Raw genomic sequence first — 16,539 nt, 5'->3', positions numbered from 1 at the left:
GTAACTGAAGTAAAACCACTCACCTTTGTGAAAAAAAGATGAGAAACTCAACCCTATACATCGCAGCTTTTGTCATCATAGGAGCGGTGATAACTGTTAGTTGTGACAGTTCCGCACAAAAGCTGGAGAAAGCACAAAATGCAGTAATAGATGCTGATGAAGATCTGGTAAAAGCCAATCAGGACTATCTGGCTGATATGGAAACCTACAAGAAGGAGACTGATGATAAAATTGCGGCCAATCAAAGAAGTATTGTTGAATTTGAAGCCCGCGTAGCTAAAGTTAAGAAAGAAACTAAAGAAGCTTATGCGCTAAGAGTAGCTGAATTGGAACAAAAAAACGCGGACTTGAAAAAACGTCTGAACGACTTTAAAGCCATTGATAAGGAACAATGGGATGCCTTCAAAATGGAATTCAGTAAGGAGTTGGATGAACTGGGAAAATCTTTCAAGGATTTGAACCTGGACAATACGGAAAACTAATCCGAAAAGGATTGACTGGTATGAAGAAATGTAGACTGATAAGTACGATACAACTATTGTCGCTGATACCCTCACCACTTTATCTGGTAAACTTCCAGGCTCAGGATGAACCGTCAACGGATAATGAGGAAATGGAGACCATCACGTTGAAACAACGACTTCATACAATCAAAATGAGCATCAAAATGAAAATGACCTCTGATCAAAGGGAAGAAATCAAATCAATAAAAGTTCGACTTCAAAGAATTGGTGGAGGTTTGTATCTATCCATCGGTAGCACCATCGTTCTCATTATTCTTTTCATCATGCTATTTGTGAATAAATATTTTTAGTGCCCAAACAAGTCAATCTTTAGAAACATGATATATCTAACACTTTAAAAGAAAGACTTAAACTACTCTCACTTCTGCTTTCTGAAAGGAAAGCAATTAAATCCATATCAATATGAAAAATAGAAATGTAATCATCGGAGTACTGGTAGGAATGTCAGGAGGCATTCTGATAGGGTTAGGATTTACTTCCCAAAAAGGCAAGACCTTTCGCAAGCAAATAATTGACAAGGGAGATGAATACCTGAGCCAGATTCTTGACAAACTCACACTTATTTCTAATGGCACCTCTGAATCATTGAAGGAATTAGATAAAGAGGTTAAAGCAGTAAAATAGACGCATTTATAAATCTCTCCAGGCATGTTTTGTTTTAGTGTCCGTCATGGTTTATAAAAGTTGACCAATTCATTAGTCCCAATAGTACACTTCTACAATAATAACTATGATTCTAACTGTTGCTTTTTATATCATTCCCATCCTGATCTTCTTCTTTTGGGGCATCAAAATTGTCAGACCTACCCACAAAGGTTTAATTGAGAGACTTGGAAAATATCACAAACTTGCACAACCAGGTTTCCATTGGATCATACCAATAGTCGATCGTATGTTTCGAGTCAATATCACTGAACAAATGATCGATGCAGAGCCACAGGAAATCATTACCAACGACAATCTGAACGCACGGGTGGATGCTCAGGTGTACTTCAGAGTGAAGTCCGATGAAAAAAGTGTAAAAGGATCTACCTATGATGTCAATGACTACAGTTGGCAGATTGTCAACTTGGCAAGAACAACTCTGAGAAACATTATTGGCACACTCACCTTGAAGTCTGCCAATAGCGAACGGGGTAGAATAAATAAAGAACTTCATGAGACGCTTCACAAAGAAACGGCCAGCTGGGGAATTGAGATCATTCGTACAGAGTTGAAGGAAATAGACCCGCCAACAGATGTACAGGAGACCATGAACAAAGTGGTGAAAGCAGAGAATGAAAAAATTGCCGCTGTAGATTCTGCTACTGCAGCCGAAACAGTAGCGGATGGAATAAAACGAGCTAAAATCAAAGAAGCAGAAGGCTCCAAACGCGCCAAGATACTGAAAGCTGAAGGAGAAGCAGAAGCGATCAAACTGGTTAATGAAGCAGCGGATAAGTATTTCATTGGCAATGCTCAATTGTTACGCAAGTTAGAAGCAATGGAAGTTGCACTTGAAAATAATACGAAGATTGTGGTGCCAGCAGGAGCGGATCTCGTGAATGTGATAGGAGATTTGGCCGGAGTGCTTCCTGTCAGGGCTAAATCTCAGACTGACAATTTCTCTAAATTAGCCACCCAGGGATTATAAGTTGAGTTAATATAGTGTCCCTGAATGGTCGGGGAGTTATTCTTATATCCATAATAAATCGATCACTTTATTGAACATTTTGATTGGCCATACAGTACATTTATCCATTCAGATTGATCCTGTTCTCTCCATTCTGGTGGTGTTGTCTATTGGTATTGTCCTGATCAGTATTATTTTCAAATTACTCAGACAACCATACGTCATTGCTTACATTTTGGTAGGTATACTAATGGGGCCACATGGTTTCCGCTTCGTGATAGATGAAGTCCTGATCTCCGATATGGGGTCTTTTGGGTTGGTACTTCTGCTCTTCTTCGTTGGGATGGAAATATCCCTTCCTAAATTACTTGCCAATTGGCGGATATCGTTAATTGGTACCATTGTACAAATCATGGTAAGTGTGGGAGTAGTAGGGCTGGTTGGATATTACCTCAATTGGCCTATTAACCGCATAGTGGTTATTGGCTTTGTGATTAGTCTGAGTAGCTCGGCTATTGTTTTCAATTACCTCGAGAATCAGAACCTTATTCATTCAAAAGTGGGTCAAAATGTTATTGGAATTCTTCTAATTCAAGACATTTTAGTGGTACCTATGCTCATCATTATCAACTACGTATCGGGGGCTAGGCCAGACACGCTCGAAATGATTAAGCAAATAATTGGCGGATGTTTGATCCTTGGAATTACGTTGTGGGTGCTGACAAAAAAAAGATTCATTTGCCATTTGCAGAACGTATTCGGAAAGATCACGAAATACAAGTTTTCATCGCCTTTACCTTCTGTTTTGGTTTTTCTTTGCTTACTGCTTTCCTGAGTCTATCATCTGCATTAGGTGCATTTGTGGCTGGCGTAATTGTTTCTTCTGCCAAAGAAACCAATTGGGTTAAGACGAGTTTGCATTCCTTTCGGATTGTATTCGTTGCTTTGTTCTTTGTCTCAGTTGGGATGTTAATAGACCTGGTATTTTTAATGGAAAATCTGAGTACAATATTGTTGCTTGTTCTATCCGTTTTGTTCACCAATACCCTGATTAATTCCTTGATTGTGCGGTTTCTGGGTGAAACGTGGAGAGATAGCTTTTATACCGGAGCTCTTTTAGCCCAAATTGGGGAGTTTAGTTTCATACTGGGTGCCACAGCCTTTATCACTGAACTGATATCTGAATATAGCTACCAACTAATTATTTCTGTTATATCCCTTACCCTCATCATTAGTCCTCTCTGGATTTTTCTGATGAGAAAAATAGTGAAACAGTCAACTTAAGTAAATGCACCTCCAAACCTGTGATTTGTGCAATTGATAGCATCCATTATGTAAGGGTTATCAACTGACAGATATCGAGCTTTGAATTAAACTTATTCAAGCAAATTATGTCAAAAGAAAAAAATGGCAAAGCCAAGTCAGATAAGACCGCTCCCACAAAAACATTGAAAGAAAAAAGAGCTGCCAAAGCTGCTAAAAAAACTGAGAAAAATAAATTAGAAAAATCTAATCTCTCCTGAAAACCAGCTTCGAGTAGGGTGGAAACTCAATAAAAAATCTATGGAAATGAAATTACAAATTGTCCATGACACGTTGTATACATTTAGTCAAGAGGTTTGCCTCGAGCCACACTACTTTAGGTTGCAGCCTGGGATAACTCCTAATAATAGTTTGCAAAGTTTTGATCTGGATGTCTCTCCAAAACCCTTAAGTATTTCAACGCAAAATGATTGTGAGAAAAACTTAATACAATTTGGCTGGTTTCAGGGCTCTTGTAACGAGCTTAGAATTAAGGCTAAATCTATAGTGACGATTGAGGATAATAATCCATTTGACTTCATCCTATTTCCTCAATCATATCTGGACTTGCCTTTTAGTTATTCTGATAAACTCATCGTGACTTTGTCACCTTCTCTAACTGGAGAAGTGGTAATGGATGAATTAGAAGAGTATGGTCAAAATATCATGATTGGATCTGATTATAAAACACTCAGTTTCATAAATAATCTTACACATCAGATACATCAGGATTTTAAATTAGTGTATCGTGAAGAAGGCGAGCCGCATAATGCAAATCATACTTTTGATATCAAAAGTGGGTCTTGTAGGGATTTGGCATGGATGCAAATACAGTTATTGAGGGCGATGGGTATAGCCACAAAGTTTGTGAGTGGCTACTTTTTTATTGAATCTGGAAGCGCTAAATATGATCTTCATGCGTGGCTGGAGGTGTACCTGCCAGGGGCAGGATGGATTGCTTTCGATCCCAGCAATGGGTCAATTGCCGGAGATCGTTACATACCACTATGCTCTTGCGCAAGCTACAAAGATGCAATGCCCGTGACAGGGTCTTTTAGAGGAGAAGCATCCAGTACATTGAACACCTTCGTGTCAATACAAGTGCTACAGAAAGAATTGATGGGTCTGAATCCCTAGTGATGAATTTTGTGAAAACATCAACTGGTTTAAGAATGACCGTAAATGGTTCAACTCTTGCTTTTGAGCCGGGTGCCAACCTAGGCATATCTTTCATTGATCACCAGGATCAGAAGATGAAATCATTCCAGCTTACCATAGAGGAGATTAAAATGTTAATCGCCTTTCTGAATAAAAATTGTGTGAGTTAAACGTGTATTGGTTTTCTAAAAGAAAAGAGGAGATAACTCGTTAAGTCTTACTAGGGGAAATAAGAGTGTTTTCCTGGTTTTAACCCAAATTATGCATTAAGCATAATTTACCCAAAGGGCTGACGAAAGCTTCGCTTTGTCAGGACGGTCCGCCGCAGCGGTAACCCTGACAAATAATTCTATAGTAAAGAATTATTTCGTCATTATTCAATAGAATATTTGGCTTACCTCCTTTTATTTTTCTATTGAATAATCCGGGTTTAATAGATTCATTATCAGAATTATGTTACTAGTGTGCTTTCTATACAACCAGCTATGAAAACAGTGAGTATTGCCTTGGCTAACACGATCAAATCATTTGGGTCCTTTTTGATGACTTTAGGGGGGTTAATTCTGATTTTTGTTGGGTTAAAATCACTCACATTTGATAGCATTAGTGAAAGTAATCAAACTCTTTCACTGCTAAATCCCTTTCATCAGGCCACCTTCATTGCGTTAGTATTGATAGTGGCTGGTTTTTTAATATTGCTGCTGCTGCGGGTGCGGCCATCAAGATGATAATGATGTTGCCCATTTTCAAACCGTGATTTATGTAAGAAGCATTGGTTGATATGTAATGCTTCCACAGCCTATTCATGCGAAATTCCACCCTCAAAACCTCATCCATGATGAAGGTTAAAATCAAAGTATTCAGCTATGAGAACGGAACTAAAACCAAACAGCTACCAAGCCGGAGATGTAGTCTACGCAAAAGTTAACCCTACATTAGAGCTTACGGTAAGGAGGTACATAGACCGAGTTTATTACTGCAGGGTTAAAGATGATCCTGATAAGCCGGAACTGGTTTATTATGAAAGAGAACTGGTGACTCACCCACGAACTGATGAGATGGCTAATAGACCATCCTAAATACGAGCAAATTATGGAAAATTTATTCAAGCCGGGAGATGTGGTTTATGCATCGGCAATTCCGTCTGTGAAGTTAATAGTTAGAGAATTTACTGGGAGTGGTTATCGCTGTAGAGTGCATAATCATCCCAGAAATATAGAGCAATTACATGCTGAAACGGATCTTGTCGCTAGCGCCAATCCGACCCACAAAAAAAGGCCGTAAAAATCATTGATAATATTACACTGACTCCAAGCTTATGAAGATAGCCTACATTGGCACATACCCACCAAGAGAATGTGGTATAGGTACTTTTACTAAAAATCTGGTATTCTCAATGCAAGATGCCAGAAATGATGCCATTGAGGAAAGTTATGTAGTGGCTATTAATGATCATCATTTCAATTATACCTATCCGCCGGAGGTCAAATTAAGCATAGATCAGGAGCAGCAAACCGATTATCTGGAGGCAGCCAATTTCATTAATCTCAGTGGTGCGGATGTTTGTGTGATACAGCATGAGTTTGGTGTTTTTGGTGGTCAGGGAGGTGTATACCTTCTTCCGTTGCTTCATCGGTTGAAGATTCCCGTAATAGTCACCCTACATACGGTCTTAAAGGTGCCCTCTTATAACGAAAAGGCCATTCTGAAAGAAATATGTAACATGGCACATCAGGTGGTGGTAATGAGTCACAAGGCCATCGAATTCCTGGTAGGAATATATGATGTGCCGGAGACCAAAATTACGTTTATCGAGCATGGGGTGCCTGACATACATTTTGACTACAACCAGGCTCGAAAAGAATTTAAACTCAGGGACAAGAAAGTTCTGTTGACTTTTGGTTTTCTAGGGAGGAATAAGGGTATTGAGACTGTTATTCAATCGCTGCCTGCTGTCATCAAAGAACATCCTGATGTGCTCTATCTGGTTCTGGGCAAGACACATCCTAATGTCTCGCGGCACTCTGGGGAAGAATACCGCTCTTATTTGCAACTATTGGTCAAAAAATTAGACCTGTCTCAGCATGTCTCTTTTCTCAATGAATTTGTTGAGCAAACTGAGCTATTCAAGTACTTGGCAGCCTGTGATATTTATATCACCCCTTATACCAATGAAGCGCAGATTACCAGTGGTACGCTCTCGTATGCCATGGGTGCAGGGTGCGCAGTTGTCTCCACTCCCTATTGGCATGCTACGGAATTATTGGCTGACGACCGGGGCCTGCTTTTTGGTTTCAACCAATCAGAAGAACTTTCAGACTTGTTAAATGAAACGCTAAGCCATCCGGGTAAATTGCAGAGTTTGAAAAAGCGAGCGCTGCAACATGGCAGGCAAATGACCTGGTCCAAAACAGGACAGAAATATTTGTCTTTGGCATTCTCAGTACAGCGTGAACAAGATCATGTGACAGTAAAAAAGGACAGTAAAATCGACCTGTTACTCTTGCCTCCTTTTTTATTGACCCATATTAAAAGATTGACAGACGATACGGGGATCATTCAGCATGCAAAATTTGGCATCCCTAACCTGAAGGAAGGCTATTGTCTGGATGACAATGCACGAGCACTCCTGGTGGCTTTGATGGCCTATAAACAGAAAAAAGATGCATTAGCCTTTGATATGATGCCTGTTTATCTGAGTTACATTCACTACATGCAGCGAAAAAACGGGTTATTTGGCAATTTCCTTAGCTTCAGTCGTCATTTTCTGGATGATGTAGGGTCTGAAGATTCTTTCGGCCGGACTATCTGGGCATTGGGTTACCTCCTAGGAAATCCTCCAAATGATGCCTATTATCAGACGGGAAAATTGGTCTTTTTTGAAGCAGCTCCCAATTTTGAAAAACTCAGATCCATTCGAAGTATTGCGAATACCATCATAGGGATCTGTCATTACCTGCTAAGCAATCCAGGTGATGATCAAATGACTGAGCGTCTCAGAAACCTTGCCCAAAAACTGAACAAGCAATACAAAGAGCATAGGACAGAAAAATGGCACTGGTATGAAGCGTTACTTGCTTATGACAATGGCATCTTGCCACTAGCGATGCTGCATGCTGCAGAGATCCTCAACGATGAAGAGATCACTCAGACAGCAATGGAAAGTATGCATTTTTTAACTGGAGTGACCATGAAAGATGGCTACCTATCTATTATTGGCAATAAGGAGTGGTATAAGCAGGAGGGTAAAAGGTCTCGATATGCTCAGCAGCCAATTGATGCTTTGGCAATGGTGCTCATGTATCATCAGGTATTCCACCTGACGAAAGACAAAGAATACCTCAACAAGCTCTTTACCGCTTTTATGTGGTTTTTGGGTGACAATGATCTCCGCATGAGTCTGTATGACTTTGAAACCAAAGGATGCTGTGATGGATTTGAAAACTATGGGGTCAATCGAAATCAAGGAGCAGAAAGTTCTCTAGCATACCTTATATCACACCTCACTGTCCAAAAGGCCTATGAAGAATTTTACCAAACCGAATCTTGAGGTGAGCACTCTTCAAGGACGATCCAGCCGCTCGAAAAATAATTGATTCGAACTTTCCAGCGCATTTCAGTACTGGATTAATATAATGACACAATACATATGAAAATAGCTATACTTTCACCTATTTCCTGGAGAACACCCCCTAAAAAATATGGTCCTTGGGAGCTTGTGGCCTCTGTGCTGACAGAAGGTCTGGTGGAGCGTGGAATGGATGTTACTTTATTTGCTACATCTGATTCTCAGACTCAGGCTAAACTAGGTTCTGTCTGCAAAATTCCACTGGGAGAGAGTTCTGCGTCAAATGCCAAGGTATGGGAATGTCTGCATATCAGTCATATGATGGAGAGAGCTCAAGAATTTGATATCATTCACAATCATTTCGATTTTCTTCCTTTGACTTATTCTCGGCTCATAGAGACTCCAATGGTGACTACCATTCATGGTTTTTCGTCTTCGGATATTTTGCCTGTTTACAAAAAATACAATAAGACCACTTCCTATATTTCCATATCTAAATCAGATCAACACCGGGAACTGTCTTATCAGGGTTGTATCCATCATGGCATTAATCCAGAAGAATACACCTACAGTAGTAAGAAAGAAAATTACCTGCTATCGTTTGGACGAATACATCCGGACAAGGGGACACATCTGGCTATAAAAATCGCCAAAGAGGCAGGCTTATCGCTGAAAATAGCTGGACTGATACAAGATGAGGAATATTTCAATGATAAAATCAAGCCTCATATAGATAGTGGGGAGGTGCTTTATGCGGGAAATGCCGGATCGGTAATTAGGAATAAACTATTGGCCAATGCAGCAGCCTTACTACACCCTATTGGGTTCGAAGAGCCTTTTGGATTGAGTGTAATAGAAGCCATGATGTCAGGAACTCCTGTAATTGCCTTTAATAAAGGCAGTATGGGTGAACTTATTGTAGATGGAAAAACGGGATACTTGGTAAATGATGTAGCTGAGGCTGTTCAGGCTATTCAAAGGTTATCTGACATCCTTCCTGAAAATTGCCATCATCATGCTATAAAAAACTTTCATCAGGACCGAATGATTGATGACTATATCAGCATATATCGAAAAATATTGAAGTCGAGGTAGTGTGCCTCTTGATGGTTTTTTGTAAATCAATTGGGGTACTTTAATGCATGGAAAAGTTCCTCAAGGTTTACAACTCCGTAAGTAGATGAATAATCGGAAACGGCGTAAGGTAGGATCAGGCTGTCATTATGAATCATAGCGCCACAGGAATAGACTACATTGGGCACATATCCTTCCCGCTCTTCTTCCCTTGGCACAAGCAAAGGCTCGTCCAGTCGTCCAATTTCCTTTGAGGGATCCTCCAAATCAAAAAGAGATGCACCCAGGCAATAGCGCCGCATAGGACCCACTCCATGAGATATGATCAGCCAGCCCTCCTTTGTCCAGATGGGCGAGCCGCAATTACCTATTTGGGTAAATTCCCAGGGATACTTTGGTTCCTGAATGATTTTTGGGTTATTCCAGACGGTGTTGCGGTCAGAGTACATCAGGTAGTTATTCACTCCATCTATTCTGGCCAGCATGGCATATTTCCCTTTGATTTTTTGAGGAAACAAAGCCAGGTTTTTATTTTGAGCTCCTTTGCCGTGTAGCGGCATCACCCTGAAGGTGTAGAAGTCTTCTGTAGACAGAAGTTTTGGCAAAATGGTGTGTCCATTGTACGCAGTGTATGTGGCGTAGATTTTTTCAGAGCCATCATCTTCTCTAAAACGCACAAACCGTGCGTCTTCTATCCCTTTGCTTTCAGAATCAGAAATAGGGAACAAAACTCTTTCAGAAATATCCGAATCTCGCTGAAATTGGATGTCGTAAAACGAATCTGCCAGCCAGGTGATTTCCTCAAGTGCCATCTTTCTTGCTCCACTGATGCCAGGTTCATCCAACACCCTGTTCACATTTTTCTTTAAGGCAAAGTATTCAAAGTCTTCTGGAAGGTCTTGCATGATTAATTCAAAGTATTTTTCAGGAATACGCATTTCACTTAGTTTCTTGATAAAGCGTTCCTTGTTGTAAAGCCGCTTGTGGATCACATCTGCCATGTCTACATGGTCACCGATAGGCATAATCCGGAGGTCATTGTGCTGGTCTAGTATTCCTCGTCTGAAAACTAAAGATGAAATATGCCCTTCCCCAGTAGCTCGAAAGGAGAAGATGACCCGTTTTTCTCCATTGTCCAGATGCCTCTGATCAGAGTCGGCAATCAAAGAAGGGTTAAAAAAGGCAGCAGATTCTATGGAGTACTCCATTGTTAGATAAGAGCCGATCAGCATTTTACGCTCATCGGAAAGCTGAGAGTAGTCAATTCCCATATGTTCAATGATGTCTTCAATGTATTGACAGTGTTTGAAAAAAATGCGGGATATGTTTCGATGACGGTTGGCAAACTCACGTAGTGTGTGTTCCAGCATGTGGTGGACGTTATGTTCTTGCATTGCCTGAATCCGCTGTATCAAATGTATGGTGCGGACATCCCCATTCATAAAAAATCGGGCAATCACTCTACTGGAATCGGGTAAAAACTGGAAGTGTTTTCGATTAACAGAAACTCTCATAGGGTTGCATTTTCACCACAGCATGAAGTAACTGCAGAAGCGCCACAAGGTACAGCTTATTGTTTTGGTTAACAGTTAGTTATGGGGGATTTTATAAAAAAGAATAATCTGTGATTCTTGTAAATTTGAACAGTCATCTTGTAACATGTAAGGCAATAATTCCACCCATCTTTACATAGGTGCAATGCCGTAAATAAAAGAGCCTATGGAAAAGATGACCTATACCTTCGTACCTTACAAAATATTAGGCAACTGGAAGGAGCAATCAAACCAACTAAAAACGAAATTCCCAAGCCTTACCGATGAAGACTTAATATTAGAAAAGGGTAAAGAAGAGGATTTGCTAAAAAGAATGCAGACTCGTTTAGACCTTAATCGCGCGGAAGTCATTTATCAAATTAACAAAATCATTCCTGAAGACAGTACAACGGAATGATCTAGTCGAGTGCTGGAGCGAAAATTTCATTTGATGTTCACCTTATGGTGAGTCTCATAATCATGTAGTCTTATTTGGGCATTAGTTTACATAATTCCTGTAGCAATCAGGCATGAGCTTCTTTGAGATCAAAGGGGCTCTATTCTTGGTGGTTATCTGTAAAACTTGTTTTAACAAGTCCATTGGCAATTGCTAAAGTAAAATCAATCCAAAATATTGGGAGAGATTAATACTAACTAATGAATAGAGATAAGCCCGAAGCTGTAAAGCATGGATCGAATTGGGGTTCAATGAATATGTTCTTAAATCTATAGTAATAAAAACAATCATCAAGAAAACTACAGGGAGTATTGGTGCTTTACCCTTTGATTCAGGAGAAACGATCACAGAAAAGATAACACCTTTTGATACGTTCATTCAGATTATTGATAGGGTTGCTAATGTGTCTATCGATGACAATATTCTATACTCTGTAGGCTGGTCAGGCCATGGTTATACCCGCTCATGCCGGGTATGTCGTAACTGCCAATATTTGGTTCAAAATGGTTTCCACCATATCCAAGGTGGTTATGAGAAAATTCCTACATGACTATTTGTGCAAAACTCTGTGATTTTCCCGGTCATAAAAACCCCATTATTAATTGATAGAAGCAGTTATATTTAGTTGAGAACTAGGACAGGCTCAAAAGGTCTGTTCTTTTATGTTTGTCATAGGATGAATGCCAGGATGGTAGTGTTCACGTACGTAATGCATTTAACTTGAAGAATTAACTTCTGCTCTCATGAATTAGTAATAGAATTTAATGGGCTTCATTGGAGGTAAAAGGATTTTCCATAAGTAAACTTGTTTATCAATAGTTTGCAATATTCAACAGGTGTGAAAATTAACTTCCTGCTTTGGGTGGTTTTGGGTGAAAAATGGTAGGAATTAGTAGAAAAAGGAAAAATATGTAAGTTGCTGTAATTCTGCTAGTTAGCTGGTGATTTAGTAAATTGGAAATGTGTATCCAATGGTGTACCCAATAAAAAAGGAGTTACATTTATAACAATGTAACTCCTTGATTTTCAGCTCCTCAGGCTGGGCTCGAACCAGCGACCCTCTGATTAACAGTCAGATGCTCTAACCAACTGAGCTACTGAGGAATTTAGGGTCTTTTTTTGAGTCACTTTTCTATGTGTCTCTCAAAAGGATTGCAAACTTAATTTTCTGTTTGATAATCTGCAATGCCTAGCGCTAAATTTTTTTCACTTTTTATCAAACTGACGTTTTTTACATCGGTTGCAGACAAAATGACATGTTTATTTTCCCTGAATCGCATAAAAGCAGACATAATGGCATGAAATCTTGAATTTTTTGGCTTGGCACAGAATTCGTCTATTGCCTAGTGTATTTGATTTAAAAGATTTTCAACAATAACTAAAACATTAAAACAATGGCACTTATAAAGTACAACCCAAACAGTTACAGACCAGCAACATTTAGCAGCTTCGTTGACAAGTTTTTTGACGATGATTTCTTTGGAGGTAAAAGAGCTTCAAGCTTCTCACCTAAAGTAGATATCGCTGAAACTGAAAACGAATTTGAGTTGCAATTTCATTTAGCTGGGGTAAATAAAGACGATATCAAAATTGATGTAAATGACGATCGTCTCACTGTAAGCGGCGAAAGAAAATTCAAAAACGAAAAGAATGAGAAAAACTATCATAGCGTTGAGAGTTTCTACGGTACGTTCAGTAGATCATTCTATCTGCCAGACAATGTGAATCTTGAAAAAATTGACGCTTCTTATCAGGACGGCATTTTGAACATCGTGATTCCTAAAGACGAGAAAAAGGAAACTAAAAAAACCATTACTATAAAGTAATTAGGTGAGCGATGTGAAGTTGGAAACCCTGGTCAGACTATTGGCTGGGGTTTTTTGTTAAGAATTGTTAAGGTATAGCACTCATAGGGCACTTGGTCCGTTTTTGGTAGAACAATGAGTGAAAGAATTGAGTATAATTAGTACGACTTTTTTGACAAGACAAGGAAATGAATATGAGTAAGAGAAACGTGTATTTTGCTATGGTGCTCTCCTCGTTCCTGGGAGCGGTTATAGCTATTGGAGGCTATTCATTGGTAATAGAGCCACAGCGTGTGCCACAGGTAACTCCTGTGAACGGATCTAGTCCGGTTAGTTTGACTAATAATTATGTGTTTGATACCACAGATTATGTGGTGCCAGAAGGATTGAACTTTGTATTTGCTGCCAAGCAAGCAACTCCTGGAGTAGTTCATATCAAAACGGAGTACTCTGGAGCAGCTAGAGATTATGCATCTAGAAACCCGATGGATGAATTCTTTAAAGAATATTTCGGCGATCGATATGAACGAGGTGAGCGATCTCCGCGTCAGGGAGCTGGTTCGGGTGTGATCATTTCGGAAGATGGATACATCGCAACCAATAATCACGTGGTAGAAGGAGCTTCTGATATTGAGGTGATGCTCAATGATAACAGAACATACAAGGCAACTTTGATAGGAACTGATCCTGATACGGATTTGGCTTTGATTAAAATAGATGAAGAACAGCTGCCTTATGTGAGTTTTGGAGATTCAGAGAATATTCAGATCGGCGAATGGGTATTGGCAATTGGTAATCCATTCGAGTTTAGATCTACCGTAACTGCAGGTATTGTAAGTGCAAAAGCGCGTAACATCAATATTTTGGCAAGAGGTGGAAGCAATACCAGAATTGAAGCGTTTATTCAAACAGATGCTGCGGTTAACCCTGGGAACTCAGGTGGAGCATTGGTTAACCTGAAAGGTCAGCTTGTGGGAATCAATACAGCAATTGCTTCTCCTACAGGAGCGTTCGCAGGGTATTCATTTGCAGTTCCAGCCACTTTGGTGAAAAAGGTGATCTATGACTTGAAGGATTTTGGTGCTGTACAGCGTCCACTTCTTGGAATTCAAATTCGTGATGTAACGGCTGAGTTGGCTGATGCCGAAAATCTGAATGTGCTGAAGGGAGTATTCGTAGCTAGAGTGAATGAAGGTACTTCGGCTGCAGATGCAGGATTGAAAGAGAAAGATGTCATCATCGCTATTGATGGTAAGAAGGTTTCTAATGTAGCTCAGTTGCAAGAGCAGGTGGCACTGAATAGACCAGGTGATCAAATCGATGTGACTTATATCAGAGATGGAAAAACGGAAACGGTAAAAGCTACTTTGAAGAATCAGTTTATGACTACTGAAGTAGTTACGGCAAGTTCAGCATCTGAAAAAGGAGCTTATGAGGTAAGCGGAGCTAAGGTAGAGCCTGTTTCTGATACCATGAAGCAAAAGTTAAAATTGGATAACGGAGTTCAGGTTAGAGATTTGGACAATGGTAAGTTTAAGGAAGCTGGAATAGAAGAGGGCTTCATTATTACTAAAATAGATAGACGACCAATCCGAACCGTCGATGACCTTACAGCATCGTTGGATGCAGCAAGGGGAGAAGGAGTGTTGATAGAAGGAATTTATCCGAGCGGAGAAAAAGCATATTACGGCTTAGGTTGGTGATTAGTTAGGTTAGAGTAGTTTTAGTGCCACTTCGGAATTATTTGCCGGAGTGGCATTTTTTATGCTTTTAGGTGGGATATTTTTTTAGCTTTGCCACCTCGAAACAACAAAATAACCAATACTTGAATATGGCAAGTTCAACAAAAGAAATTAGTGTGATTCTGAAGAATCTCGGTGTAGAGGCATCAAACCCCGGTGCTGCGATAGGAACCAAATGGTTGCCAACTCGAGGACAGAAGATTACTTCATTTTCACCAGCTGATGGAAAAGCGATTGCAGAGGTGACTTTGGCAGACGAAGATGCTTATGAAAAAGTAATCAAAGCTGCTAAAGAGGCATACAAAACCTGGAGATTGAAGCCAGCTCCGCAAAGAGGAGAAATCGTACGTCAAATCGGTGAGGAGCTTAGAAAGCACAAAGATGATCTTGGGGCATTAGTGTCTTACGAAATGGGTAAGTCGCTTCAGGAAGGTCTTGGTGAAGTGCAGGAAATGATCGATATCTGTGATTTTGCAGTGGGTCTATCGCGTCAGCTTTATGGTTTGACTATGCACTCGGAGCGTCCTGCTCACAGAATGTACGAACAATGGCATCCAATTGGGATTGTAGGAATCATTTCTGCTTTTAACTTCCCAGTGGCTGTTTGGGCATGGAATGCTGCTATCGCATGGGTTTGTGGTGATGTATGTGTTTGGAAGCCATCTGAGAAAGTTCCTTTGTCAGCTATAGGATGTCAGAAAATCGTTCAGGGCATTTTTGATAAAAACGGTGTTCACCCGGGTGTGTGTAACCTCATTATTGGTGACGCAACCATAGGTAAGAAAATGGCTGATGATAAGCGTATGCCATTGATCTCTGCTACGGGTTCTACTCGCATGGGTAAATCTGTTGGAGAAGCAGTTGGTAGAAGATTGGGTAAAACCATTCTTGAGCTGGGAGGTAACAACGCGATCATCATTACCGAGAATGCGGATCTTAACGTAGCGATTCCAGGTGCGGTGTTTGGTGCAGTTGGAACAGCAGGTCAGCGTTGTACAAGTACCAGAAGATTGATCATTCACGAAAGTCTGTTCGAAGAAGTGAAGCAGCGATTAGTGAAGGCTTACGGCCAATTGCGAATTGGTAATCCGTTGGATCAAAACAATCACGTTGGTCCATTGATCGATAAAGATGCTGTTCAGATGTTTGAGGATGCGCTTGGTAAAGTTGTAGCTGAAGGTGGAACGGAAATCATCAAAGGTGAAGTGCTTTCTGGTGAAGGCTATGAGTCTGGATGCTATGTGAAGCCGGCAATCTTCGAAGTGAAGAATGAATTTGAAATGGTGCAACATGAGACATTCGCTCCAATTTTGTATTTAATTAAATACAGCACATTGGATGAAGCGATTGAAATGCAAAATGCAGTTCCTCAAGGTCTTTCTTCTGCTATTATGACGACCAATATGCGTGAGTCAGAGTTGTTCTTATCACATGCTGGTTCAGATTGTGGTATTGCCAATGTAAACATCGGTACTTCAGGAGCTGAGATTGGTGGAGCATTTGGTGGTGAGAAAGAAACTGGCGGTGGACGTGAGTCTGGATCTGATGCGTGGAAAGCTTACATGAGAAGACAAACCAATACAATTAATTATTCAACTGAGCTTCCTTTAGCACAAGGAATCAAATTTGAATTTTGATTTGATATAGATTTTTAACTTTTCCCATTGCTGTCATTTCTACAAAGGAGAAATCTCTCTTTTTCAATAGGGCTAACCTATATCACGGAAAGATTTCTGGTTTCCTTGTCTGTAGACAGACAGGCTCG

General features: G+C 40.1%; 16 protein-coding genes and 1 tRNA gene. 15 read left to right on the top strand and 2 right to left on the bottom strand.

What is annotated here, in order from left to right; all coding sequences use genetic code 11:
• Positions 1-38 precede the first annotated feature (38 nt).
• From NXS00_RS17665 to NXS00_RS17615, 11 genes are all read left to right on the top strand, one after another.
• A complete protein-coding gene (locus NXS00_RS17665; protein ID WP_258100582.1) occupies positions 39-482 on the top strand; it encodes a sll1863 family stress response protein in 444 nt (147 codons plus the stop codon).
• A gap of 20 nt (positions 483-502) precedes the next feature.
• On the top strand, positions 503-814 hold the full coding sequence (locus NXS00_RS17660; RefSeq protein WP_258100581.1) for a hypothetical protein: 312 nt from the start codon (positions 503-505) through the stop codon (positions 812-814).
• Positions 815-926: 112 nt separating this feature from the next.
• A complete protein-coding gene (locus NXS00_RS17655) occupies positions 927-1,148 on the top strand; it encodes a YtxH domain-containing protein (protein ID WP_258100580.1) in 222 nt (73 codons plus the stop codon).
• Between the two features lie 106 nt (positions 1,149-1,254).
• Positions 1,255-2,157, top strand: coding sequence for an SPFH domain-containing protein (locus tag NXS00_RS17650; RefSeq protein ID WP_258100579.1), 903 nt, complete (start codon positions 1,255-1,257; stop codon positions 2,155-2,157).
• Between the two features lie 70 nt (positions 2,158-2,227).
• The gene (locus NXS00_RS17645) at positions 2,228-2,971 is read left to right on the top strand and encodes a cation:proton antiporter domain-containing protein (protein WP_258100578.1); all 744 of its coding nucleotides are present in this window, start codon (positions 2,228-2,230) and stop codon (positions 2,969-2,971) included.
• Entirely contained in the window at positions 2,875-3,420 is a 546-nt protein-coding gene (locus tag NXS00_RS17640) for a cation:proton antiporter domain-containing protein (protein WP_258100577.1), read from the top strand. Before NXS00_RS17645 ends, NXS00_RS17640 begins: the two co-directional genes overlap by 97 nt.
• 107 nt (positions 3,421-3,527) lie before the next feature.
• Positions 3,528-3,659: a hypothetical protein gene (locus NXS00_RS17635; protein WP_258100576.1), complete on the top strand. Its 132-nt coding sequence runs from the start codon at positions 3,528-3,530 to the stop codon at positions 3,657-3,659.
• A gap of 46 nt (positions 3,660-3,705) precedes the next feature.
• A complete protein-coding gene (locus tag NXS00_RS17630; RefSeq protein WP_258100575.1) occupies positions 3,706-4,575 on the top strand; it encodes a transglutaminase family protein in 870 nt (289 codons plus the stop codon).
• A gap of 887 nt (positions 4,576-5,462) precedes the next feature.
• A complete protein-coding gene (locus tag NXS00_RS17625; protein ID WP_258100574.1) occupies positions 5,463-5,675 on the top strand; it encodes a hypothetical protein in 213 nt (70 codons plus the stop codon).
• Positions 5,676-5,914: 239 nt separating this feature from the next.
• Positions 5,915-8,146 (top strand): glycosyltransferase family 4 protein, encoded by a 2,232-nt coding sequence (locus tag NXS00_RS17620; protein ID WP_258100573.1) that lies wholly within the window; start codon positions 5,915-5,917, stop codon positions 8,144-8,146.
• 99 nt (positions 8,147-8,245) lie between these two features.
• A complete protein-coding gene (locus tag NXS00_RS17615) occupies positions 8,246-9,259 on the top strand; it encodes a glycosyltransferase family 4 protein (RefSeq protein WP_258100572.1) in 1,014 nt (337 codons plus the stop codon).
• 26 nt (positions 9,260-9,285) lie between these two features.
• Here NXS00_RS17615 and NXS00_RS17610 read toward each other — a convergent pair whose 3' ends face one another.
• Positions 9,286-10,752, bottom strand: a complete 1,467-nt coding sequence (locus tag NXS00_RS17610) for a glycoside hydrolase family 130 protein (RefSeq protein ID WP_258100571.1) — start codon at positions 10,750-10,752, stop codon at positions 9,286-9,288.
• Between the two features lie 205 nt (positions 10,753-10,957).
• On the opposite strand from NXS00_RS17610, the gene NXS00_RS17605 reads away from it, so the two are divergent.
• Positions 10,958-11,188, top strand: coding sequence for a CsbD family protein (locus NXS00_RS17605; RefSeq protein WP_258100570.1), 231 nt, complete (start codon positions 10,958-10,960; stop codon positions 11,186-11,188).
• Positions 11,189-12,257: 1,069 nt separating this feature from the next.
• Here the strand turns inward: NXS00_RS17605 and NXS00_RS17600 are convergent.
• Positions 12,258-12,331, bottom strand: a tRNA-Asn gene (locus tag NXS00_RS17600).
• 290 nt (positions 12,332-12,621) lie between these two features.
• Here NXS00_RS17600 and NXS00_RS17595 point away from each other — a divergent pair.
• From NXS00_RS17595 to amaB, 3 genes are all read left to right on the top strand, one after another.
• Positions 12,622-13,053 carry an Hsp20/alpha crystallin family protein gene (locus NXS00_RS17595; RefSeq protein ID WP_258100569.1) on the top strand — a complete coding sequence of 144 codons (432 nt, stop codon included), beginning with the start codon at positions 12,622-12,624 and terminating at the stop codon, positions 13,051-13,053.
• A gap of 173 nt (positions 13,054-13,226) precedes the next feature.
• Positions 13,227-14,735 (top strand): Do family serine endopeptidase, encoded by a 1,509-nt coding sequence (locus NXS00_RS17590; protein ID WP_258100568.1) that lies wholly within the window; start codon positions 13,227-13,229, stop codon positions 14,733-14,735.
• Positions 14,736-14,863: 128 nt separating this feature from the next.
• Positions 14,864-16,411 (top strand): L-piperidine-6-carboxylate dehydrogenase, encoded by a 1,548-nt coding sequence (gene amaB, locus NXS00_RS17585; RefSeq protein WP_258100567.1) that lies wholly within the window; start codon positions 14,864-14,866, stop codon positions 16,409-16,411.
• The last annotated feature ends 128 nt before the right edge of the window (positions 16,412-16,539 follow it).

Origin of the sequence: Marinoscillum pacificum, from assembly GCF_024714495.1 — a bacterium.
Taxonomy (GTDB): domain Bacteria; phylum Bacteroidota; class Bacteroidia; order Cytophagales; family Cyclobacteriaceae; genus Marinoscillum; species Marinoscillum pacificum.
This window is presented reverse-complemented; position numbering and strand designations above follow the sequence as displayed.